Genomic DNA, 22,384 nt, shown 5'->3' on the forward strand with positions numbered 1-22,384 from the left:
GGCACACCTTCTCTTGCAATTTAAAGTTAAATATTTAGATAAATATCTAACTATCTAGCTGTTTTTAGTATACCTTTTGACGTCCAGCCTTGTCAATGCAATAAAAGCCTACTCTTCTTCCCAACTCCGAATCCCCCGGCAACCCCCGACTTTATTCCTAATTTATGAGGAGATAAAAGGGGTTTTTGCGTAGAAAAGCGAATAGATAACAACATATGAAGCCAGTCACACAGGAGGTTCACATGAAACCGATGTTACGTTCATTGAAGCTGCTGCTCGTCTTTGGTATCGCCCTCGCTTTATTCGCAGTCGTTCCCGCCCCGGCCCAGGTCAAGGCGGAAACGTTCTATTACATCGCCTATCCGAAAGGAACCGTTGGTCTGAAGAAGCCGACCGTCGGGTTTGCCATAACGGACACCGAAGTCACGATGCTGCATGACATTTCGCTGAAGCTGGACGGTCAAGAGGTACAAGGAACGTTCGACCCGAAATCCATGTCCTACCGCTATACGCCGGCCGGCAACTTATCCGTCGGCGAGCATACCGTCAAAGTTTCCGTCAATTTCACGGGATACGAGCCGATCGAGCAGCAATGGACATTTACAGTTTCCCCGCTCGCCATCGATGAGCCTCCGTCTGACTACTCGGACAAGCAGCTGGAATTGGTGAAAGCCGTCAACGATTATCGGACCTTGTACGGCTTGCCGCCCTTGCAAATCAACCGCCATTTAACGATGGCCGCCAAGATGCACGCCGAATACCTGCACGTCAACCAGATCGACCCGAACAAAGTGTCCCTGCATGACCAAAGCAAGTCGGTGCCCGGGTATACCGGCAGCACGCCGGGCGAACGCGCCGTCTATGCCGGTTATTACGAGGGAGTAGCCGAGGACGTATCCTATAACTACGGGACGCCTGTCGAATCCGTCGACGGACTGTTCGACGCCCCGTATCACCGCATTCCGTTCTTGTACGCAACCGTCAAGGAGGTCGGAGTTGCGGTCGCCGGTCCGATCGTCGTACTGGAATTCGGCTTTCAAGACGAGAACCAGATGGAGCTGCAGGTCACGCCTGCTCCCGGGGACAAATACGTCCCGGTTGCGTTCGAAGGCAATGAAGTCCCGGATCCGATCCGCATGCATACCGCTACCGCTTCGTATCCGGTCGGATATCCGATTCTGGCCCGGTTGACCGGCGCCGACCTGGAGGAAGTAACGCTGTTGGATGCCAAACTGACGGACGCCGCCGGTCAACCGGTCGAGCTGCTGCGCAATTCGCCGAAGAACGACAACCATCTGAAGCAGGAAGTGATTCTGACGCCGGTTAAGCCTCTGCAGCCGGATTCCGCCTATACGGCTTATGTGAAACTATCCGCCAGCCGCAATGGGACGGTCAGCACCTTCGAGCGGAAGTGGGATTTCCGGACGGAGCCCGTTCCAACTGTAGGCAAGGAGAAGCTTCACCAGGATGCCGCGGCTTACAAGAAGCTGGCAGAGCTTCAAGGCGACGCGGCGCACACGGTTTCCTTCGCGCTGAACGGAGACAAGTACGTGCTCGACGGCGTGACGTTTGATATGCATGTGGCCCCGGCCGTGGTCGACGGCTCTGCCTACTTGTGGGTACGCGATCTGGCTTCCGCCCTTGGCGCCGCGGTCACGTGGGATGACGCGCAGAAGGCGGCCATCTATACGAAGAAGGACCGAACGATCACCTTCTACACGACTCGCGGCGCGTATGCCGTCAACGGCCGGGAGTACGTAACCGGGACGGCCGCCAAGCTGATGAACGATCATACGATGATTCCGGTCCGGCTGCTGTCGGAGGTGCTCGGAGCTAAAGTCGAGTACGTGCCGGAGACGCACAGCGTCAGCATCCGGTACTAACCACAACAAACAAGACAAGACCCTCGCTGCAAAGCAGATGATGATCGCCATCCGCTTGCAGCGAGGGTCTTCTTTGTGGGCTTATTTGACGGCCGCTTTGGACCTTCGGTCTTATTCCTCGAGCTTAGGAGACGTTACTCAGCTCAAGCTCGTCTTCTTCGTCGCGGTTAAACGCTTCGCGGTTGAATTCGCCTTCGGCATTCGCGACCAGCAGCGAAGAGACTGTCGTACCCGTCGCGTTGACGGCAGTCCGCCCCATATCGACGACGGCGTCGATCGCCAGCGTCAAGCCGATCCCTTCGAGCGGCAAGCCGAGCGCAGTCAGCACGACCGTCGTCGAGATGGCGGCCGGTCCGGGAACCCCCGCCACGCCAACAGAGGAGATGACGCTGACAAGCACGATGAGAATGTAGTCGGATATATCCAGCGGCATGTTGTACATCTCACGCGGCTTGAAGTCCTGCGGAACGGCTTGGACGATGCCTGCCCCCGGATCGATCAATACCGCCACGATAACGCCGATCAGCGCGGCGATACCGGTCGTAGGAAGATGGATATCGTCTTGAAGCCGATTTTGCGCAAATGACCGAGATTGGTCAGCGTCGTTATGCTGTTGATCACGAGCACGACGACGAGCGGGATGACCGGCATTCGCACCAGGTTCACATAAATGCTGCCGATCGTGCCGACACTCTTGAAGTCGAACTTGTATGAGTTAAAGAAAATCCCGGCGGCCAAACCGAGTCCGAGCGCGATCAATACCCGATAGCCGAAACCGAGCGTCTGCGGCCTAAAGCATAAGCAAGCCGATGACCGCCAAGGAAACCGCTAAAGAAACCCCGTTCGTCTGAAAAGCCGTGATCAGGTTGTTCTCCATGGGATCCAGCTCATTTATATATTGTCTATCCGAATAGGTTGATTTCGAATAAAACCGAGTTTACTCCCCGCTATACCGGATGTCCATGTAAAAAGTTGCCGTCGGCTCCGGCCTTGGATACCCGGCCTTCAACACGGGAACACTGGCATTTATGGACATAAATTTTCTCACCTTAATCCAAAAAAGCAACAACTTGATTTAGTTTTTCTAAAGCATTTGGGACAATTTTCAGCGTCGATGTCGGTTCTCCCGTACCACCGTAAATAAATGGATAGCGGAAAAGTCCTCGATCTACGATACAAGGCAAAGAAAGCACTATAGAGACACTGCCAACCGTGCAGCCGGTTATCTGTTGGACTTCTTTTGGAGTTGCCATTTTCAATTGATTGCATCCTAAAATTCCCGACACTTCTTCTAAATTTACACGCCCGCGACTTCCAGAAACTATCATCGCAAAGTAGCCTTTTTCTGACTTGAGAACTAATGTAGGTGCTGTCTGACCTATTTCAATTCCAAAATAATCCGCACCCTCCTGTGCAGTACGAATCGGTTTTTCGTGATGAATCATTTCAAATTGAACTCTACTTTCTTGCAAAATGGTTCTTAAATTATCCATGAGGGTTCCCCCCTTTAGAAAGTCTTAAGCAAAGCAGCAGCTTGAAAAGACGATATTTTGTATCACGAATACGAAGCAATAACGTCCAGGAGGTAGCCATGAAGCGAATTTGGTCCATCTACGCCACAGATATGCGAAATGTCGGCCGCAACTGGGCCGCTTCGGTCATCGTCCTCGGACTGATATTCCTGCCTTCGCTCTACGCTTGGTTCAATATTCTGGCCTCGTGGGATCCCTATTCGAACACCGGCTCGCTCGCGATCGCCGTAGTCAATCAGGATCTGGGCACGACCGTCAACGGCCGCGAGCTGCACATCGGGGATGAAATCGTCGCCTCGCTGCGAGCCGATCACCGCATCGGCTGGACGTTCGTCGAAGCGGAGCAGGCGATGAAGGGCGTGCGACGCGGCGATTATTACGCCAGTCTGACGATTCCGCCGGACTTCTCCGAGCGTATCGCGTCCGTGCTGACCGAATCGCCGCGCAAAGCGGAGATCGTCTACGACGTCAACGAGAAAATCAACGCCATTGCTCCGAAGATTACGTCAAAGGGCGCCAGCGGCATTCTGGAAGAGGTCAGCCGCAGCTTCATCAAAACGGCGAACGGCGCCATCTTCGAAATCATGAATAAGGTCGGGCTCGAGCTGGAACGCGGACTGCCGACGATCGAAGCGGCGAAAACCGTCTTGTTCAGGGTAGAGGCGCTGCTTCCCGAAGTCGAACAGGCCGTCGGCACCGGACTTGCCGATATCGAGAAGGCGCAGGACATCGTGCGCCGAACGGAATCGTACTTGCCCGAAGTCGCCAAGCTGGCCGATACGGGTCAAGCCGTCACCGCCCAGCTCGGCCAATGGCTCGAACGAAGCGACGAGGCGCTCAATTCGCTGGCGCCCGGCATCAAGCACGATCTGTTCCTGCTGCAGCAGGCGGCGATCGCCACCGAGCAGCTGACCGGGCTGCTGCAGGACGCCAAACTCGATCCGGCGGCCTTACAGGCCGAGCTGGAACGCGTCAGGCATCGCTTGACGGTCGCCGGGGACGTGACCTCCCGCATGCTGACGCTGTTCGAGCGGCTGAACGGCCTGACCGGCGGCAAGGGCTCCGCGTGGGCCGCGGGAAAGCTGCAGCAGCTGCAAAGCAGCCTGCAGATGCAGACCGCGATCGTAGGCCGCATCGCGGACGCGATCGCCAAAGGCGCCAAGCCTGCGGATGCGCTTGTGAACGACTTGGCGCGCGTGTCCCGGGATGTCTCCGCGGTGCTGGGCGACGTGCTGGAGCGCTACGACGGCGAAATCGCCCCGGGCATCGCGGACGGCGTAGAACGCGCCAAAACGGCGGCGCGTAAGGCGCACGACGCGCTCATCGAGGCGCAGAGCAGCATGCCCGACGTGACGCGCATCGTAGGCGACGCCAGCCGCGGCTTGGCAACCGGGCGCGAGGAGCTGCTTGCCGTTCAACAAGCGCTGCCGCGCATCGGAGCGAAAATCAAGGAGCTGGCCGATCGGGTCCGCGCCTTCGAGCGGGAGGGGAATTTGGGCGAGATTTTGCGATTGCTGAAGCTGGATGCGCAGAAGGAGAGCGAATTTTTCGCCGAACCGGTCATTTTGAAAGAAAACAAATTGTTCCCGATTCCGAATTACGGCTCCGCCATGTCGCCCTTCTTCACGACGCTGTCGCTGTGGGTCGGCGCGCTGCTGCTCGTCTCGCTGCTGTCGGTGGACCTTCACGCCGGTGAGGCCGCCCCCTATACGAGCCGCGAGGTTTATTTAGGCCGCTACTTGACGTTTCTGACGTTCGCGCTGCCGCAATCCTTGTTCGTCACGCTCGGCGATCTGTACCTGCTGCACACGTACGCGGCCAATCCGTTCTGGTTCATTGCGTTCGGACTTGTGTTAAGCGCGTTGTTCATGCTGATCGTGTACACGCTTGTGTCGGTGTTCGGCAACGTCGGCAAGGCGATGTCCATCGTGCTGCTCGTGCTGCAGCTTGCCGGGTCGGGCGGCACCTTTCCGGTGCAGCTGACGCCGCCCTTTTTCCAAGCGATTCACCCGTTCCTACCGTTTACGTATGCGATCGGGCTGATGCGGGAAGCGGTCGGGGGTATATTGTGGGAGCTCGTGTTCGAAGACTTGCGGATGCTGGCGCTCTACGCCGCCATCGCCCTGCTGATCGGACTTGCGTTGAAGGAATGGATCAACGCCTCCTCGGCGAAGCTCGTGAATAAAGCCCGCGAAAGCAAGCTCATCCATTAATAAACGCGCTCCACGGGGATCAAAATCGTAAACGCCGGATCGGGGTCGTACGGATCCTGACGCATCGGGTACAGCTCGAAGTGAGTAAGCGTTCCGGGCACGGTCCGGTACCCCTCGCGTTCGATCCAGGCGAATAAGCCGGTGTACGACCGTTCGATCTGCTGCCCTTTGCGGTGCTCCGTCTGGACATAGGTATGTGAAGGGACGGAGAGCCGGGTCATCCCGGACGGAACGTCCTCCGCCCGCTCGACCTCCACGGCCGCATAATGGGTGAAGCTGTCCCTTGCCGGCGTGACGTGATAAGACAGACCTAACAGCACGGCCGGGTCCGCGACATAGCGAATTTCGTTCAGTCTGCTCTGCAGCGCCCGTTGAAGCCCGCGTATCTCCCCGGCGCCCGCTTGCGCGAACGTGCCCTCCCAGCGCAGACCGACCGCTTGAAAAGCCGGACGCGTCACCAGCGTTTTGACTTGCGTCTGTTCCATAAGCACCCTCTCCTTGGCTTTCGTTCGGTTAAGCGTCTTGCGTCTGCGGGCTTCTCATCAGATATGGATAAAGCAGAATCAGTCCGGCGACATATAGCGCCAAAGCAAACAACGCGGGCAGCAGGTGCCAGAAATCGGTGTATCCGATACCGAGATGGACGCCGAAGCCCGCAATAAACCCGGGAGCCCCGCCCACAAGCAGCGTCTTCCACTGCCAACGCTCGCCCTGCTGCAGGCCCCAGAGCGCCATAATAAGAAGCGCCAGCGCATCGGACAGCAGCGCTCCGCCGAAGCCGGCGCGATCATGCGCGATGAGCGGAATGAGATGCGGATTGGCCGCCTCAAGCTCGGCCGGCGTAACCTGCATGAACGCCAAATCCTCCGGCACGAACACCTGCGTCATGCCGACAACGGCGATCGTGATGCCGCCGGCTGCGAGGGCGAAGCCCAGTACGACGAAGCAAAGCTGCCCCCACATCGCCAGCCGCCACACGCGGTCATTGCGCCTGTTCACCGGCTTGCGGTAAGGCCGGTCCGGATTGTTCCGCATGGACAAGACGAACATCGGAAGCAGCGCCGCAGCCGCGATGGCATGAAGCGGATCGAAGTACCCGTAGCCCAAATATAAGAAAAAGCTCGAGAATCCGACGACGCCGGAAACCGCCAAAGCGGTTTTGCTCCAATGCAGCCCGTGCTGGAGTCCGTTCGCGGCGATTTGGTAATACAGGATGCCGATCGAGATCATCGTCCCCGCCAGCGTAATCCGGTCGTGCGACATGAAGTGCAGCAGGTTGGCGTTGATCCGCGACAATTCTTCGAGATCCATGCCTAGATACGCTTCGTCGTAAGGCAGCAGCACGGTCGTCGTCGCCACCAGCCACGCCAGAATACCGCCGAAGATCATCCCCAGCCCCAGCAGGCACATCCAGCCCCAATGCTTCCAGAACGACGGCGGCGACGGCTCGGGTTCCCCGCGGATTTTCTCGTAGAGAACCGCCTCGTTCACCCGCTTGGGCAAGCCCGGTCCGGCGTACACCAGACCGCTGTGCAGCAGCACGTAATCCGCCCCAGCCCGCATCAGGTCGACCGCATCCTGCGGCTCGTGCACCCCGCCCGCTGCTTTCACGGCAAATCCGTTCACGTCCCGGCTGCCCAACCGGTCGAAGCTTGAGCCGGGGCCGAGCACACGGCGGATCGCCCGAAGCTTCTCCAGCGCCGCCGCTTTGCACGCCTTGCCGATACGGACGCCGCCGCCAGCCGCGGGAAGCGCTTCCCCGACAACGATGCCCGCCCATGCCGATCGATCCAGCCGCTCCAGCAGCCGCTCCAACTGCTCGTTCGGGTAGTCGAGCGGAACATATAGAAACAGAGGCCGGCCGGCCTCCGCAGCGCCCGGGATGCGCTCCAGCAGCGCCAGCGCCTCCTCCGTCCCTTCGCAGTCCCGCAGCACATCGATGTAAAAGCCCGCCGCTCCAGCCTCGGCCAATCGCGCCCGCAGCAGCCGCAGCTCTTCGAGCGCCCGCTCGCCGCGGGTACCGGGCATCGGCGCGATGCGCACCAACTGCGGCAGCGTGTGCCCCGGTTTCGCGATTCGGCGGGCGGCCGCCTTCAGGCCGGGGTTCTCCGCGTACGCCGGATAGACGATCGATTCCGCGGCAGCCTCGCGCACAATCGGCTGGCCGCTGCGCACGGATGAAACGGTCACCGGGCCCACTTCCATGAAGCCGAAGCCGAACTGCGACATCGCCTTGTGAGCCGTCCCTTCCGGGTCCAAGCTGCCGGATAATCCGACAGGCGTTGGGAACGTTAGCGCGGTTACGCGGCTCTCCAGCAGCGGCGAAGGCTCCATATGCCCTAACGTGCGGATAACGAAGGCGCCTCCGGGCAACCGGCTCAGCCGCCCCATCGCGCGAAGCGTCAGCTCGCGTGCCAGCCGGGACGGGAGACGAAACAGCAGCGGGCGAAATATCGTTTTATACGACCAATCGGGCATGACGGCCACCTCTTTTTTCCGAGATCTAGTTAGAAACCGTAACCAACACATCATCCTTATACGTTCCATTTTAACAAATAACGGGAACGGCACAAAAAAGAATATCGCTTGGGCTTCAAGATCGAACACCGCAACCTCGTACATTCCTTCTCCGTCTAGGGGTAAACGGATGGATTCCGCAGAAAAGCCAGGTAGGCGATGCCGCGTCATGCCGTCAAATGGTTTCGCCGGCATCCGGCAGGGACGAAGCTGAAGCATGGTTGCAGGAAAATTACGGCATACTGGTTGGTAAGTTGAAATAGGCTGCGGCCTAAAAAGGAGGGCTTCTTTTGCGGCAATGGCGTCACTTTTATCGACTTGGTCTTCTCTTGGGGTGCCTCGGTCTGGCAGGCGGGTGCACGGGCCCGCAGAACGACGTCCCGCCGCCTCCCGCCGCGACGCCCGACCCGATTCATGCACAAATCCAAAGGATGAACACCGACGAGAAGATCGGACAGCTGCTGCTGATTGGTCTGGAGGGGAGGACGCTGGACGCGCCGGTTCGCGAGCTGATTGCGAACCGGCATATCGGCGGAATCATTCTGTTTAAACGCAATGTCGGATCGCTGGAGCAAACCATCGGCCTTCTCAACGCCTTGAAGGCGGCGAACGGGTCGAATGCCGCTCCGCTCTTCTTAAGCGTCGATCAAGAGGGCGGCGCCGTCAGCCGGCTGCCTGCGGCCTTCGCGGCGCTGCCGGACAACCGTCACATCGGGCAGGCGAACAATCCTCAGCTGGCGAAGCGTATCGGGGAGCTGCTCGGGGAAGAACTGCGTTTGCTGGGGATGAACATGAATTACGCCCCGGTGCTCGACGTGGACAGCAACCCGGACAACCCGGTCATCGGTCCGCGATCCTATGGCGCCAGCGCCGCTCTCGTAGCCGACCTCGGCACGCAGGCGATGAAAGGCATGCAGGGGGCCGGCGTCGTGCCGGTCGTGAAACATTTTCCCGGTCACGGCGATACGGGGGTCGACTCGCATCTGGAGCTGCCGGTCGTAAGCAAGCCGCTCGAGGAGCTGCGCAAGCTGGAGCTGCTTCCGTTCCGGCGTGCGGTGCAAGAAGGCGCGGACGCGGTCATGGTCGCCCATCTGCTGATACCGGCACTGGATAACGCCGCCCCCGCCTCCTTCTCGGAGCCCGTTATCGACGGACTGCTTCGCCAGGAGCTCGGGTTTCAAGGCGTGGTCATGACCGACGATTTGACGATGGGCGCGATCACGAAACACTTCGACATCGGCGAAGCGGCCGTACGCACCATCCTGGCCGGCGGCGATCTGGTCATGGTCGCCCACGGCGCCGACCGCGCGCTGCACGTCCTCGATGCGCTGAAGCAGGCGGCGGCGGACGGCACGCTGACGGAGGAACGCCTGAATACGAGCGTCTCCCGCATTCTCGCACTAAAAAAGAAATACGGCCTCTCGGACAAAGCCGTCTCGACGCCCGACCCCGGCACGCTCAATGCGGCTATCCGCAAGCTGCTCGAAGCGAACAACCTCCGATCCGGGACTCCCTGAACCTGAAGAGCCCCGCACCCGAATGGGAGCGAGGCGCAGCGCGGGAGTATGGAGCCCGGCCGGGAGTCAAAGCACGGGAACCGTCTTTTCTTCCGTTACGACTTGAGACGGATACTGATACACGCTGGCGTCGCGTTCGCATAAGCGGACCCACGCGTCTACACAGCCGGGGTCGAAATGCGTCCCCCGCCAATCCTTCAAGAACCGCATCGCTTCGCGATGGGACATGGCTTGCCGGTACGCGCGGTTCGACGTTAGCGCGTCATACACGTCGGCCACGGCCACAATGCGCGCCATCAGCGGAATCTGTTCGCCCCGCAGACGGTCGGGGTAGCCGCTGCCGTCCCATTTCTCATGATGCCAGCGGATGATGCCGAGCTCTTCTTGCATAAAACCGAGCGTACGGCACATCTCGTAGCCGCTCACCGGATGCAGCTCGATCACGCTTCGTTCCTCGGGCGTCAGCCGTCCCGGCTTGTTGAGAATCGCATCGGGAATATTGATCTTCCCGACGTCGTGGACGATCGTGCCCTGCGCCAGAGCGCGCAGCTCGTCCGGCCGAAGCTGAAGCTCCTCCGCCAGTTTCAGGGCATACATCGTGACCCGGAAATTGTGTCCGGCCGTATACGGATCCTTCTGTTCGGTAGCGGCCATAAGCGCTTTCACGCTGGGCGAGATGCTGCCGGTAATCCGTTCGATCGGGTCGCTCGTGTACAAAGCGCGAATCGCATCGGCCAACGACCGGTTGGATGCATACTGGCGGATTAATCCGGCCACCATGACGATCATGGAAGCAAGCAGCAGGAAGTGGTACAGCCACCAGCTCGCGCGCCATATCTCGCCGGTCACCATAATGAGCTGGGCCACGATTAACCAGCCGGAGCTGTATACGATGGCGATTTGCAGCGGAAACCGCGAATACAAGTAAGATTGATAATAGCGGTACATGACGATCCCGTTCAAGGCGATCGTGAGGGCGACCATCGCCCCGTTCAGCGGAATGAACGCGGCCGTGTGCGGAAACAGCATGCCTGTCACGCCCATGACGGCAAGCGCCGCCGTCCAAGCCGGAATAAGCCGTGACTGGTGCTTGGACAAAACCCTCACGAGACGATGATCGGTGGAGAATGCCGACAGCCACAGCCAGAAGGAGGCAAGCAAGACACTCATTTGCGCGGCTATGCCCGGCAGATTAGTGGCGTGAAGGATGAAATTGGGCGTCGACAAGCCATGAACCATAAACAACTCGGCTATGGAGACGAACGATAACGCCAAGAAGCTCACTTTAATATTCCGCAGCCGGCTGCCGGCGACGCCTACAGCGATAGCGATCACCAGAGCCAAGCAGGCTACAGCGCTAACGATATAGAAGTGCCCCCTCGGCATGGCGAAATGCCCGTCGATGGAAGCATGACTGCGTAACAGCAAATACGCCGCATACGGCAAGACGATGCCCGCCATAGGCCCTAAGAGGCTGCGATAACGCATGGAACGGTCTCCTTCCCCCTGCCAAAAGTCCCCAAGATTCATGCCCTTATTCTAACATAAAGCGTTATATTCGAACATGCCCCGGCTTGCTGAAATGGCTTGTACAATTTCATTGCATTTACAACTTTTGCATCAAATCCGGGCATTATAGGGGTGGAGGTGTTGGCGTTGTCTTCTTATGTTTGCAGCGTGTGCAACGGCCTGGAGGCGCTGGGAGGAAGCTGCCCGTCCTGCCGTCAAGCGGCGGAGGACCGCGGGAGGCTGAGCGATTATGACGATCCGTATTCACCTTACCGATCGATCGACGATATGAAGCTGACGAACGGCTTCGCCGATCTCGAACGGCATCAATGCGTCCATATGGCTTACTGTCCCGGCTGTGGCGCCACGTTTACCTTATCGGTGCAGGAGCAGGAGCGTTAGTGCGGGGAGGACAGGAGCAAGGCGGTCCGGTCAGGACGAACGATCCTTCGTCTCCCCTCGGCCGGGCACAAGAGGACAACTGTCCACCTTCCCGGCTGCCCGCGCCGTATGACCGAATGCCCGAAACGGCTTCCAACCCCCTTCATTCCCATCATCGAAAGCAGTCTGCGCAGCCATGAACCGGCTAGGAATCCAACCGCCGTATAGACGGACCGGAAACGCCGTGAACGGCAGCGGCACGAGCGAAGTGAGCGTCAGCTTCCACGAGACGAACACGGTCATCGGCACGAGCAGCATCGTCATCCGCAGATCATGCCCCATCAACCAAGACCGTATCAGGCCGCTCCACGACGAACGAGCCGCCGAACAGGTTGTGGCCCCAACCCTATGAAACCACGTACACGATAACGGTAATGCCGCCCAACTGCAGCAGCGCGCGGTTCGGGAATCCCATCATCTTCATCTTGAGGTCTCCCCTTTTCCGCTGATGAGTTAGCTTGGATAATTATGTAAGATTTTATTGGAATGAAACCCCATGTCAATGGTTCCTGGGACGAACAAATGGTAATCATAATTTTTTACTTTTCAATTAATGCACCATTGGTTAATATATTTGTTGTTGCTATTTACAGGATTCTAATTTTATAGAAAGAAAGCAGGGTTAATGACGTGAAAAAAAGCAAGGTTTCTCCCTCTTTAGACAACCAGCCCGCATCTTCTGACCGCTTTAGCTCGTCCGGCTTTATTTTAACCGCCATCGGCAGCGCTGTCGGACTCGGCAACATGTGGAAGTTTCCCTATATTACCGGACAATACGGCGGGGCGGCCTTTTTCCTGCTTTTTATCGTGTGCTTGCTGCTTGTCGGCCTTCCGGTTCTGATCGCGGAAATGACGATCGGGCGCAGCGGACGCGGGAACGCCTCGTCGTCGTTCTTCCTCTTGTCGAAATCCAGAACATGGGGCGCTTTCGGCTTCGTTTCGGTATTCGCTTCGTTCATGATCATGACGTTCTACGCCGTCGTAGCCGGATGGACGATGCACTACGCAGCGCTGTCGTTCACCGACAGCTTATATGCGGACAACATGTATAAAGAGCGCTTCGTATCCTTCACCTCGGGGTACGTTCCGCTGTCCTGGCAAGCCGTCGTCATGATCATTACCGGCTGGGTTGTGGGCAAAGGGATTTCCGGCGGAATCGAGAAATTCAACAAAGTGCTGATTCCCGGACTAGTCATCCTCCTGCTTGGACTGATGATTCGTTCGCTTACGCTTCCGAACGCGATGGCCGGCGTCGAATTTTTCCTCAAGCCGGATTTTAGTAAATTGTCCGCTGAATCCGCCCTGGTGGCGTTAGGTCATGCCTTCTTTTCGTTATCGCTCGGGATGGGGATCATGATCACCTACGGCGCATACACACATAGGAGTCAGTCGTTGAAGGGCGCTACACTGGCCATCGGAGCGGGGGATTTGATTTACGCATTCATCGCCGGGCTCATTATTTTCCCGACTTCGTTCGCCTTTGGCATTGAACCCTCGCAGGGGCCTGGACTCGTGTTTATGGCGCTGCCGGCCGCTTTCGCCGCGATGCCGTTCGGCCAGTTGTTCGGCGGGCTGTTCTTCGTGCTGTTAGCCATCGCTGCGCTGACGTCGGCCGTCTCCATTCTGGAAGTGCCGGTTGCTTATGCGATGGGCAAATGGAACTGGTCGCGCATCAAAGCCGCGACGCTGGTCTCGGCCGCTTGCTTTGTGCTCGGCGTTCCTTCCGCACTGTCGGCCGGCGCCATTCTCGGCGGCTTTACGATTGCGGGCAAGCCGATTATGGACCTGATCGAATACGTGGCGTCCAACGTGCTGCTCCCGTTCGGCGGCTTGGTCGTCACGCTCTTCGCCGGATATGTGTGGACAAAGTCCGCCAAGGAAGCGGGGCTCGACGGCTTCGGACACAAGCTGCTGATGTTCATGCTCCGCTACGTGTCGCCGCTGCTGACGCTGCTCGTTCTTCTGTATACGGCGGGCCTATTCGACCGGTTCTTTAATAAATAAAATGCGCAAGCTTAAAAGAACCGTCCGGCCCGGACGGTTCTTTGACGTGCGTATTGGCCAAGCCCTGCGCGATCCATAGCGGAGCCTGATTGTGCGATGGATGGCTTGTCGCGCGTGTCACCGGCCGGCCTTGTTTATTGGGTCAGGGTCAGGTTCAGCTTAACTGTCAGCCGAATTGCCGCATGAACCGATCACGGAACCGTTGGCCCATCGCGTAGCATATTTCCCATAAATCAACGACAGGCTGACGGGTGAACGGCAGCGTGTGCATATATCCCGGCGGTCCGAACTCCGGTGTAAACGTCAATATCGGACGTCCGGCGGATTGATGACGGGCGCAAATTTCGTCCCACCATTGCTCGTGCTTCAACAAAGCATATTTGTATTCAGGCGCACGGAAATCGGGCACCTGGGGCCCCTGCTCATAACCGACTCTGCCATGAATGTGGATGGCATGACGCATCGCGAGGGACAAGTTATCCGCTTGGTCCGGCAGCATGGACTCGCAGACACAGCACCAATGGCTGAAATCGGCTACAAGATGGAGGTCCGGCAAATCCCGAAGCAAGCGGGCCGTGCTCCATGGCGTAAACATCGCCCGGCCCCGATGGGTTTCGTGACCGATCGGAACGCCCAGCTGCCGTTCAAGCCGGATCGCATGCTCGAAGAAAACGAGCTGATCGTCGTACGGCATGGAGTCCTTCGCGCTATGAGAGTTGATTAATTGAGGCTTGAACGCAGCTGCCCGCTGCACTTGCTCTTCGAACGAAGCGATGTGATTCCCTTCCGTATACACTTGCACAATGAGCTCCAGCTGATACTGATCCAGCAGTTCTCTGAAGTGCGACTCGTCCTCGGGGGCGGGCACCGGGCATTCCACCCCGTTGTAACCGGCTTCCGCAATTTGCTTCAGCATCGAGTCCCAGCTTCCCGGCATCCCCCACACGGCTTTGTACATCTTCAATTCCATCGTCTGTTCACTCCCAATCCGGTATCAACACGCACCCGTTCACTCAGCGAGTGTACCTCTCCAGCTGCTGCGACGGATGTCAGTCGGTGTTTTTCCCGAGAAATTTTTAATCATTCTGGAAAGGTGGTACGTGCTCTTAAAGCCGGTTTGTTCCGCAATTTCATCTAACGTCAGGCCCGTGCTTTGCAGCAGCTCCAGGGCGCGGTCCGCTCTAACTTTCCATAAATAACGCATCGGCGTAACCCCTTCGTACTGATTAAAAAGCCGGATCAAGTATTCGGCGGATACATTCGAAATAGCCGCCAGCCGGTGCAGGGTTAACGGATCCTCATAGTTTTTGTGAATTTCCGCTTTGGCTCTTACGACAGAGGGGTGCTTCCCTTTCTCCAGCCATCCGTTCTGACTTTCCGTCTGGTACAGCATAATCGCCGCCACCGCCAGCGTACATCTCAGCTGATCCTGATTGTCCTGCGTCGAGCTATGGGTTAACGATTGTAAGGCGTCGGTCAAGTGGTTCATCGTATCGGACAGCGGAATATATCTCGGCAGGCCCTCCAGCTTCTGTCCAATCTCCGGGTTAGACTCGTTAAGCTGAATATGAATCCAGCGGTGCCGGGTCTCCATATTGTCGGCAAAATAAAACATTTCACGATGACCCGGATGCAGCAAAGCCACGTACCCGGCGGGCACAAAACAGGCCTCATCATCGACATGGATATGTGCGTGTCCGGTATGGACAAGTACGAACTGCAGGTTCGGTTGAATACGCGGCCCCCAGCGCCCGCCAGGGGGATATATACTGGCGCCGGCCGTGGCGTTGTAGACCATGGACAGGAGCTCCCGGTTATCTTCCCAGAAATTCACGGTCATCGCAGCGTTCCCCCTTCTGCTCCTGTAGTAAGGTTCATGCTTGAAGCAGACTCTTCAGCTTCACGTTAGCATTAGCCAAAGCGTCAAGCTCGGGGCTAGCCTGCCGCTCGATCAGCATTTCCCCGAAACGGATATCCTTCGCGATACCCGGGGATCCAATGCCGCTGACCGCGACCAGCCGCCCTTCACCGGACAGATGGAAGTAGAGCTTGCCTGCGGTGCCCATATCGCGTATAACGGTTTTCTCGCCGCTATCCGCCAGCCCCGTTACCTGCAGGGTGAGCTCGTATTGATCGGACCAGAACCAAGGGACGGCGGCATAAGGCTCGGCAGCGCCCAGCATATTCCTAGCGACATGCAGCCCTTGATCCTGCGCATTGCGCCACGCTTCAAGCCGGATGCGCTTGCCTCCATAGAGACGGTGCGGGAAGGAGCAGCAATCGCCCGCCGCGTAAATATCCGGATCGCTCGTGGCCAGCATCTCGTCGGCTCGTATGCCGTTCTCGATCTCAAGGCCGCATGCGGCAGCAAGCGTCGTCTCGGGAATTGCCCCGATTCCGGCAATAATTTCATCGCAAGCGACGATAGAACCGTCGGCAAGGACGATGCTGCGCTCATTGCCTGTGCGCTGTATACGGTCAATAGCGGTACCGAGCTTAAACCGGACGCCGGCCTCACGATGCCGCGCGTCGACGATGCGGGCAATGTCCTCGGGAACACCCCGCATCAGAATGCGCGGGCCGACCTCGATGAGGGTCACGGAGCAGCCCCTCTTCACAGCGCTTGCCGCAACCTCAAGTCCGATAAAACCGCCGCCGATGATAGCGATACGTTTACCGCTTTGCAGCCTTGCACGAAGCGCGAGCGCATCGGAGTAGGTGCGAAGATAGCTTACATGCGATGGATCAGAGCCTTCGACGGCAAATGGCCGCGGGCGCGCTCCCGTAGCCAGCAGCAAGCGCTCGTACCGGATTTGCCTTCCATCGGCAAGTACCGCGGAATGACGATCCCTGTCGATCCGCTCTACAGCCGTCCCGGACAAGAAGCGGATATCATGCCGGGCCAGCATCTCGTCGCTCAGAATAAACACCGGCGACGGCTCCTCCTCCGCAACCAGCTGCTCCTTGGAAAGCGGCGGGCGCTCATATGGCGCCCACTTTTCTTCCCCGATTAACGTAATGGACCCGGCCCATCCTTGCGTGCGCAGCTCGGCGGCCGCCCGCGCGCCAGCCTCGCCGGCCCCAACGATGACCATCCCCAGATCAGTCATAGCACACTCTCCTCAGTCGATCTTGACGAACACTTTATCGGCTTCAATTTTTACGGGATACGTTTTCAGAGCGACGCAAACCGGGGCGCGTTTCGGCTCGCCTGTCGTCACATCGAATCTGCCGTTATGCTTCGGACATTCGATCGTACTGCCCATCACAAGGCCGTCAGCCAAATGAAATTTTTCATGCGTGCAATATCCGTCCGTCGCATAATACTCGTCTTTGTCCGTGCGATAGATGGCGAAGGTCCGATCTTCATGATCAAACCGGATGACGTCCTCATTATCGATATCGTTAACTCCACAGGTTTCGATCCAACCGTTAAGTGCCAAGAGCTATTCCTCCAGAAATTCAGTATTTATTGATGGGTATACCGCTTAACTTGCTTGCCGCCGTCCCTTTGCGAGCTAGCCGACCCGTTCCGGAGCCATCGTTCCCGTATCATGGCCGTACTTGTAGGGACGAGCGGTGCTCGGGAGAGGTCGATCAATCGTGTAGGCAGGGTCTTTTCCTTGCTTGATCAGCGCGACGACCACGTCCTTGAGCGCCGCCGGGAAGCTGCGGGAAGCCGGCGGGCAATCGGCCTTGATCTCTTCATGCAGCTTAGCCAGCGCGTGGTAAGGAACCATCGGAAACATGTGATGCTCGATGTGATAGTTCATATTCCAATAAAGAAACCGAAGAACCGGGTTCATATAGATCGTGCGCGAGTTCAAGCGATGGTCAAGAACATCTTCATGAAGGCCCAAGTGCTGGGTCATCCCGAAGAGAAGCACGATAACCATGCCGTAAAAGGAAGGCAGGCCGATAAACATGGCGGGCAAAATGCTGCCCATTTGTATGCACAAGGCGATAACCGATAAATAGATGATCAGGTAAATACGGGCTTCCAGGAAGACTTTGCGGTACTCTGAAGTCGGAATATATTCCAGTTCCTCTTTATCCAGCTTGCCGAAGCAATGGAGGAAAAACTTATAGAACTCGCGCGGTCCTCCGTATAAGTGAAAGATTTGCATGAAAATGATTTTCCAAATCGGCGGCCGCTCCATCACAATCTCAGGATCCCGGCCCACGATGATCGTATCGGTATGGTGGCGCGTGTGACTCCAACGCTTAGGCGTTGCCGACCTCAGGGCCATGAAGGAGGCGATCTGGTAAACGACTTCATTCATCCACGGCGTTTTGAAAGCGGTTCCATGACCGCACTCATGCCAGCGTGAATCGGAAGGCGTGGCGTATACGATGCCATAAAGCGCGAATGCGGGAATCGCCCACCACGTGCCCCAGCTGTAATAGGCCAGAACCCCTAAAGCGATAACCAAGCCGAACCAAATTAGCGTATCGCGTATGGCCGGCCCGTCCTTTCGCTTCATCAGCTCCTTCAGGCGTTGACGGGGTACCGGACTCGTATACCACTCGGCTGCTACGAGCCCTCTTTCGTACGCCCGCTGTTTCTCGGGACCGACGACACTGTAGTCTCTTCTGGTCTTTGTAGAAGACAACTTGACTCTCCTCCTCTTGATTTGGCTGCCAGGCTTGAGTCCGAATTGCCCGCGGCTGCAAGCCCCATATTTGAATTGATAATCACATCCTCAGAGTACATAATTTTACAGCTCATAGCAATGCATTGAATTGACATCGTTTTGTCTGAAATTGATAAGTTACCCAAACATCCCGAACATCCTTTCTGCCGGTGTCGCTCATCCCCTGTTCTCTTAACGTTCCTTTAAACAGAGAAAGGCCCCGCTTCTCTATATGCAGAGAAGCAGGGCCTGCCTGATCGATGATTTTAGTACGCCAAGGTGAACAGTCCGTTGATGTGCGACAAGTAACGCACGTTGCTCGCTTCTTTCATCAACGTCGCCGGCAAGCCTTTCAATTTCGTTTGGTTGCCGCCGATTGTGCCGATTCCGTCTTTGCGGCCAAGGCTCGCGAGCGTTCCGGAGAATACCGGCTCGAACGACTGCATCGGCGCGCCATTATACGACGCGAAGATGTTGTAACCGATCGTTTCGCCCATTTGCCAAGCCAATTGCGCTGTCGGCGGGTATGGACGGCCTTCTTTGCCCATGACAACCGCGCTGTCGCCGGCCACGAATACGTCCGGATGCGACGTCGATTGGAGCGATTCGGTCACGGTTGCGCGGCCGCGGTTCACTTCGATGCCGCAGTTTGCGACAACCGAATTACCTTGAACGCCACCCGTCCATACGAGCGTGCTTGTCTCGATGACGCTGCCGTCTTTCAACGAAACGGACGTCTCCGTCATTTCTGTAATCGCCACGCCGGTCAGGAACTGCACGCCGCGCTTTTGCAAGCTTGTTTGGGCGCGCTCGATCAATTCAGGCGCAAAGCCCATCAGAATCGAAGGGGCCGCTTCTACGCAGTACAACGAAACGTCGTTGAAATCGACGCCTTTCTTCTTACACAGACCCGGCAGCATATCGGCAAATTCGCCGACCAGCTCGATGCCGGTCAAGCCGCCGCCGCCTACGACGAACGTAACGTCCGCTTTGTTCTTCGATTGCTTGTAAGCTTCAACCCGCGCTTCAACGTGCGCACGCAGACGGTTCGCGTCGTTAACGGATTTCAGCGTGAAGCTGTGCTCCTGCAGGCCAGGAATGCCGAAGAACGCCGTTTCACTGCCGAGCGCGATGACAAGCGTGTCATACTCGTAGGTTTTACCGCTTTTCAGAAGCACGCGCTTCTCGTCGAGTCCGATCGTTTCGACCGTATCGATGCGCAGATCGATGTTTTTACCGCGAAGCAGCTTCTCGAGCGGAAGCGCTACAGCTTGCTCGCTCAAGTTGCCTGCAGCCAAACGGTGCAGCTCGGTAATAATTTGGTGAGAAGGGAATCGGTTCACGACCGTGATAGTCGCTTCTTCCGCCGTCATATATTTACGCGCCGTCAGCGCGGTTAACAACCCGCCGTATCCGCCGCCTAGAATCAAAATTTGCTTCGACATAGTTATCCTCCGTCCGGTATTGATGCTTCTTAAGATTGACGCTGATTTTGCTGACGCTCTGCCGATACTTCCAGGAACGCTTGGGCAAAACGGAACATCTTCTGCACTTGCGGATCCTTCAGCATTTTAAGCAGACCGAACAAGCCGATAGTCGCCGTTTCCGCTTGCGCACGGTCGCTTGCTTCAATCGCCGTCGCGGCTACGCTCTTAACTTTCTCTTGGATCGGCTTCACGAATTCTTCCATGCCGCCCTTCAGATCGTCGATCAGGACGCGGTCGGTGGCCACATTTTGCACCAAATCGTACGTTTTCGTTAAAAGGGTTACCATTTCGGCCAGCTTCGGCAGGTTGTCGACCAACACCGTAAGCGACTGTTGGACCTCGGGCTTCATCAATTGATCGAGTACATCGAGTGATTCGCGCGAGATCGTTTGCGTTGTTTGTGACATAAGTAAACGTCCTCCTATACTTTGCATAGATGTCCCTTGTGCCGGCTGCCTGTTCTTTTCGAGCGATGGGAGGTTCGTCTTCTTCAAGCCGTCTCTCTGACAAGCTTATCGTCCATGAAGATCCATGACCATCCAATTGTAACATTTTTCACATGCTTGAGAATAAGGCAGTGCCTGAAAGGGAACGCTATATGGACTCTATTATACGACCATTCCCTTCATCTTTGAAAAGCCAATTTCCTACAATTGTGAACATTCTGTTAACACTAATTTCAAGCAGCCGATTCCTTTTTGAAAAAACAGCGCGGCCGCTGCTTCGCTCCCTGGACTCAGCCGCGACCGCACTTCAAACCTTACGCGTTTACCGAACGCTTGCGGCCGATCATGACCGCGTACAGCACAATCGCGCTGACGTTCGCGGCGGCAATGACAATCCCCATCGGGACAGTCGCTTCGCTGCCGCCCAGACCGACCAGCGGCGCCACCAATCCGCCGAAGATGAACGACAGCACGCCGAGCAGGGCTGAGGCCGTCCCCGCCGACTTCGCCTGATTGCGCATCGCCAGCGGGAACGACGCCGTTCCGACGATGCCGACGCACGAGACGACGATGAACAGCGGCGGCAGCACGGCGGCCAGCCCCGCTCCGGCGATAAGGCCGACGAGCAGGATAATCCCGCCGAGTGCGGCGAGCACGAGTCCGCTGACGAGCAGCGTCGTTTCCTTGATTTTACCGGCTAGTTTCCCTGTGACTTGGCTGGCAATAATGATGCCAAGTCCGTTTATGGCGAATATGAAGCTGAACGTTTGCTCCGAGACGCCGAACGCATTCTGAAGGACGAAGGGCGATCCGGCGATATAAGCGAACATGGCCGCGGTCACAAGCCCTTGCGAAAGCGCATAGCCCATAAACAGCCGGTCCTTCGCTATCGCGCGCATCGTCGACAGCGATTGCGCAATACCGCCTTGCGACCGGTGCTCGGGCTTCAAGGTTTCCGGCAGCGCGAAGAGGACGGCGATGAATACGAGCACCCCGATAAGCGACAGCACGAGGAACACGCCGCGCCACGACGTGAACTGCAGGAGCTGACCTCCCATAATCGGAGCCAGGATCGGAGCCGCACCGTTCACCAGCATCAGCAGCGCGAAAAACTTCGTCAGCTCCGTCCCCGCATAGAGGTCCCGGGCCACCGCCCGCGAGATGACGATACCCGCCGAGCCGGCCGCGCCTTGAATGAAACGCAGCGCGACGAACGCCCAGGCCGACGTGCTGAACATGCACAGCAACGAAGCTACGGTGTACAAGAGCAGCCCCGCCAGAAGCGGCCCCCGTCTGCCGCGCACGTCGCTGAGCGGCCCGGCAAGCAGCTGTCCGAGCGACAGCCCGAGCAGACAAGAGGTAAGGCTTAGCTGCGCCATCGAGGTGCTCGTGTGCAGGTCGCCTTCAAGCATGGGCAGCGCCGGCAGGTACATATCGAGCGATAACGGACCGAAAGCCGACAAAATGCCCAGCACAAAAGCGATCCAGATGCGCCTGGACCGGGCGGGCGCTTGAATAGCCGCAGATGATTTCATGAATGAATGCCTCCTTAATTCCGGACAGTAAACCTAATAACGGAACAGCCGTGCGCCATCTGAGCGGTTGGCGAATTTTCCGGCGGAAAATTGGCGTATAAGAAACCGGGGTGCGAAGTTTCCGTAACCGCAACCGCTAACGCTTCTTCTCCAGCTCCACGTTGTAGGCGCTTAAATATTGGCTGAGCCGCTGAATTTTATCGTCGAATTGCGCAATTTCCGATTCCGGCACCTTCGCAAAAATCAGATCCGCATGCTCGGCAAAATGCTCCCTCCACCGCAGCAGCTGCTCCATCCCCAGCCCGGTTAACCGCACGTACATGATACGCCGATCCTCCTCGGAACGTACGCGTTCGACCCACTGCTTCTCCTCCAGTTTATCGATAAGATTGGAAGCCGCGCCGATCGTAATGCCAAGTACGGTGGCAACGTCGTTAACCTTCAGCGAGTCTTCGTGTTCCAGCTTAAAAACGAGCGCCACGGCGGACGCGGGAACTTCCGCTTCCTGACTTAACAAGCACAGCGTCTGCTTCAGCCCGCGATCCAAATCAAGAAGACTTCGCCACAAGCGGTTTATAGATTGAGAAGGCATGGATGCTTCACCTCAGAACGGTTCGAATATATTCCATCTTACATGAAACCGTCAGGAAAGGAAAAAGTTTCAGC

At 57.3% G+C, this 22,384-nt stretch carries 21 protein-coding genes; 5 read left to right on the forward strand and 16 right to left on the reverse strand.

What is annotated here, in order from left to right:
* Positions 1-242 precede the first annotated feature (242 nt).
* On the forward strand, positions 243-1,883 hold the full coding sequence (locus JMF85_RS03790; protein ID WP_054798513.1) for a stalk domain-containing protein: 1,641 nt from the start codon (positions 243-245) through the stop codon (positions 1,881-1,883).
* A 124-nt stretch (positions 1,884-2,007) separates the two neighbouring features.
* Here the strand turns inward: JMF85_RS03790 and JMF85_RS28550 are convergent, their stop codons facing one another.
* The 3 genes from JMF85_RS28550 to JMF85_RS03800 all read right to left on the reverse strand — a co-directional run bounded on the left by JMF85_RS28550 (position 2,008) and on the right by JMF85_RS03800 (position 3,376).
* Positions 2,008-2,394 carry a dicarboxylate/amino acid:cation symporter gene (locus JMF85_RS28550; RefSeq protein WP_308645017.1) on the reverse strand — a complete coding sequence of 129 codons (387 nt, stop codon included), beginning with the start codon at positions 2,392-2,394 and terminating at the stop codon, positions 2,008-2,010.
* A gap of 11 nt (positions 2,395-2,405) precedes the next feature.
* Positions 2,406-2,642, reverse strand: coding sequence for a cation:dicarboxylate symporter family transporter (locus tag JMF85_RS28555; protein WP_308645018.1), 237 nt, complete (start codon positions 2,640-2,642; stop codon positions 2,406-2,408).
* Positions 2,643-2,932: 290 nt separating this feature from the next.
* Entirely contained in the window at positions 2,933-3,376 is a 444-nt protein-coding gene (locus tag JMF85_RS03800; protein ID WP_201317776.1) for an aminoacyl-tRNA deacylase, read from the reverse strand.
* Positions 3,377-3,474: 98 nt separating this feature from the next.
* On the opposite strand from JMF85_RS03800, the gene JMF85_RS03805 reads away from it, so the two are divergent.
* A complete protein-coding gene (locus tag JMF85_RS03805) occupies positions 3,475-5,628 on the forward strand; it encodes a YhgE/Pip domain-containing protein (RefSeq protein ID WP_127605147.1) in 2,154 nt (717 codons plus the stop codon).
* Here JMF85_RS03805 and JMF85_RS03810 read toward each other — a convergent pair.
* Positions 5,625-6,113 carry a GyrI-like domain-containing protein gene (locus JMF85_RS03810; protein ID WP_141334840.1) on the reverse strand — a complete coding sequence of 163 codons (489 nt, stop codon included), beginning with the start codon at positions 6,111-6,113 and terminating at the stop codon, positions 5,625-5,627. The two genes, JMF85_RS03805 and JMF85_RS03810, sit on opposite strands and share 4 nt — an antisense overlap.
* 28 nt (positions 6,114-6,141) lie before the next feature.
* A complete protein-coding gene (locus tag JMF85_RS03815) occupies positions 6,142-8,106 on the reverse strand; it encodes a dihydroorotate dehydrogenase (protein WP_201317777.1) in 1,965 nt (654 codons plus the stop codon).
* A 329-nt stretch (positions 8,107-8,435) separates the two neighbouring features.
* Here JMF85_RS03815 and nagZ point away from each other — a divergent pair, with 329 nt between their 5' ends.
* Positions 8,436-9,662: a beta-N-acetylhexosaminidase gene (nagZ, locus tag JMF85_RS03820; protein WP_201317778.1), complete on the forward strand. Its 1,227-nt coding sequence runs from the start codon at positions 8,436-8,438 to the stop codon at positions 9,660-9,662.
* 66 nt (positions 9,663-9,728) lie between these two features.
* Here the strand turns inward: nagZ and JMF85_RS03825 are convergent, their stop codons facing one another.
* Complete coding sequence (locus JMF85_RS03825; protein ID WP_201317779.1) at positions 9,729-11,150, reverse strand: HD-GYP domain-containing protein; 1,422 nt, start codon at positions 11,148-11,150, stop codon at positions 9,729-9,731.
* 168 nt (positions 11,151-11,318) lie between these two features.
* Here JMF85_RS03825 and JMF85_RS03830 point away from each other — a divergent pair, with 168 nt between their 5' ends.
* Positions 11,319-11,573 carry a hypothetical protein gene (locus JMF85_RS03830; protein ID WP_127605157.1) on the forward strand — a complete coding sequence of 85 codons (255 nt, stop codon included), beginning with the start codon at positions 11,319-11,321 and terminating at the stop codon, positions 11,571-11,573.
* Between the two features lie 30 nt (positions 11,574-11,603).
* On the opposite strand, the gene JMF85_RS03835 is transcribed toward JMF85_RS03830, so the two are convergent.
* Entirely contained in the window at positions 11,604-11,894 is a 291-nt protein-coding gene (locus tag JMF85_RS03835) for a hypothetical protein (protein WP_127605159.1), read from the reverse strand.
* A gap of 348 nt (positions 11,895-12,242) precedes the next feature.
* On the opposite strand from JMF85_RS03835, the gene JMF85_RS03840 reads away from it, so the two are divergent.
* Positions 12,243-13,616 carry a sodium-dependent transporter gene (locus JMF85_RS03840; RefSeq protein ID WP_201317780.1) on the forward strand — a complete coding sequence of 458 codons (1,374 nt, stop codon included), beginning with the start codon at positions 12,243-12,245 and terminating at the stop codon, positions 13,614-13,616.
* Positions 13,617-13,782: 166 nt separating this feature from the next.
* Here the strand turns inward: JMF85_RS03840 and JMF85_RS03845 are convergent, their stop codons facing one another.
* The 9 genes from JMF85_RS03845 to JMF85_RS03885 all read right to left on the reverse strand — a co-directional run bounded on the left by JMF85_RS03845 (position 13,783) and on the right by JMF85_RS03885 (position 22,310).
* Positions 13,783-14,586, reverse strand: coding sequence for a sugar phosphate isomerase/epimerase family protein (locus JMF85_RS03845; protein WP_155614921.1), 804 nt, complete (start codon positions 14,584-14,586; stop codon positions 13,783-13,785).
* A gap of 39 nt (positions 14,587-14,625) precedes the next feature.
* Positions 14,626-15,456, reverse strand: coding sequence for an AraC family transcriptional regulator (locus tag JMF85_RS03850; protein WP_141334853.1), 831 nt, complete (start codon positions 15,454-15,456; stop codon positions 14,626-14,628).
* A gap of 34 nt (positions 15,457-15,490) precedes the next feature.
* The gene (locus tag JMF85_RS03855) at positions 15,491-16,726 is read right to left on the reverse strand and encodes an NAD(P)/FAD-dependent oxidoreductase (protein ID WP_201317781.1); all 1,236 of its coding nucleotides are present in this window, start codon (positions 16,724-16,726) and stop codon (positions 15,491-15,493) included.
* Between the two features lie 12 nt (positions 16,727-16,738).
* A complete protein-coding gene (locus tag JMF85_RS03860; protein ID WP_127605167.1) occupies positions 16,739-17,059 on the reverse strand; it encodes a MocE family 2Fe-2S type ferredoxin in 321 nt (106 codons plus the stop codon).
* A gap of 75 nt (positions 17,060-17,134) precedes the next feature.
* Positions 17,135-18,229 carry a fatty acid desaturase family protein gene (locus tag JMF85_RS03865; RefSeq protein ID WP_127605169.1) on the reverse strand — a complete coding sequence of 365 codons (1,095 nt, stop codon included), beginning with the start codon at positions 18,227-18,229 and terminating at the stop codon, positions 17,135-17,137.
* A 287-nt stretch (positions 18,230-18,516) separates the two neighbouring features.
* Positions 18,517-19,695 carry an NAD(P)/FAD-dependent oxidoreductase gene (locus JMF85_RS03870; protein ID WP_127605171.1) on the reverse strand — a complete coding sequence of 393 codons (1,179 nt, stop codon included), beginning with the start codon at positions 19,693-19,695 and terminating at the stop codon, positions 18,517-18,519.
* A gap of 29 nt (positions 19,696-19,724) precedes the next feature.
* A complete protein-coding gene (locus tag JMF85_RS03875) occupies positions 19,725-20,144 on the reverse strand; it encodes a helical membrane plugin domain-containing protein (RefSeq protein WP_054797213.1) in 420 nt (139 codons plus the stop codon).
* Positions 20,145-20,497: 353 nt separating this feature from the next.
* Positions 20,498-21,718, reverse strand: coding sequence for a multidrug effflux MFS transporter (locus JMF85_RS03880; RefSeq protein WP_054799756.1), 1,221 nt, complete (start codon positions 21,716-21,718; stop codon positions 20,498-20,500).
* Positions 21,719-21,854: 136 nt separating this feature from the next.
* Positions 21,855-22,310, reverse strand: coding sequence for a MarR family winged helix-turn-helix transcriptional regulator (locus JMF85_RS03885; RefSeq protein WP_127605173.1), 456 nt, complete (start codon positions 22,308-22,310; stop codon positions 21,855-21,857).
* Between the last annotated feature and the right edge of the window lie 74 nt (positions 22,311-22,384).

It is taken from the genome of Paenibacillus sp. EPM92, assembly GCF_016586185.1.
Lineage (GTDB): Bacteria > Bacillota > Bacilli > Paenibacillales > NBRC-103111 > Paenibacillus_G > Paenibacillus_G validus.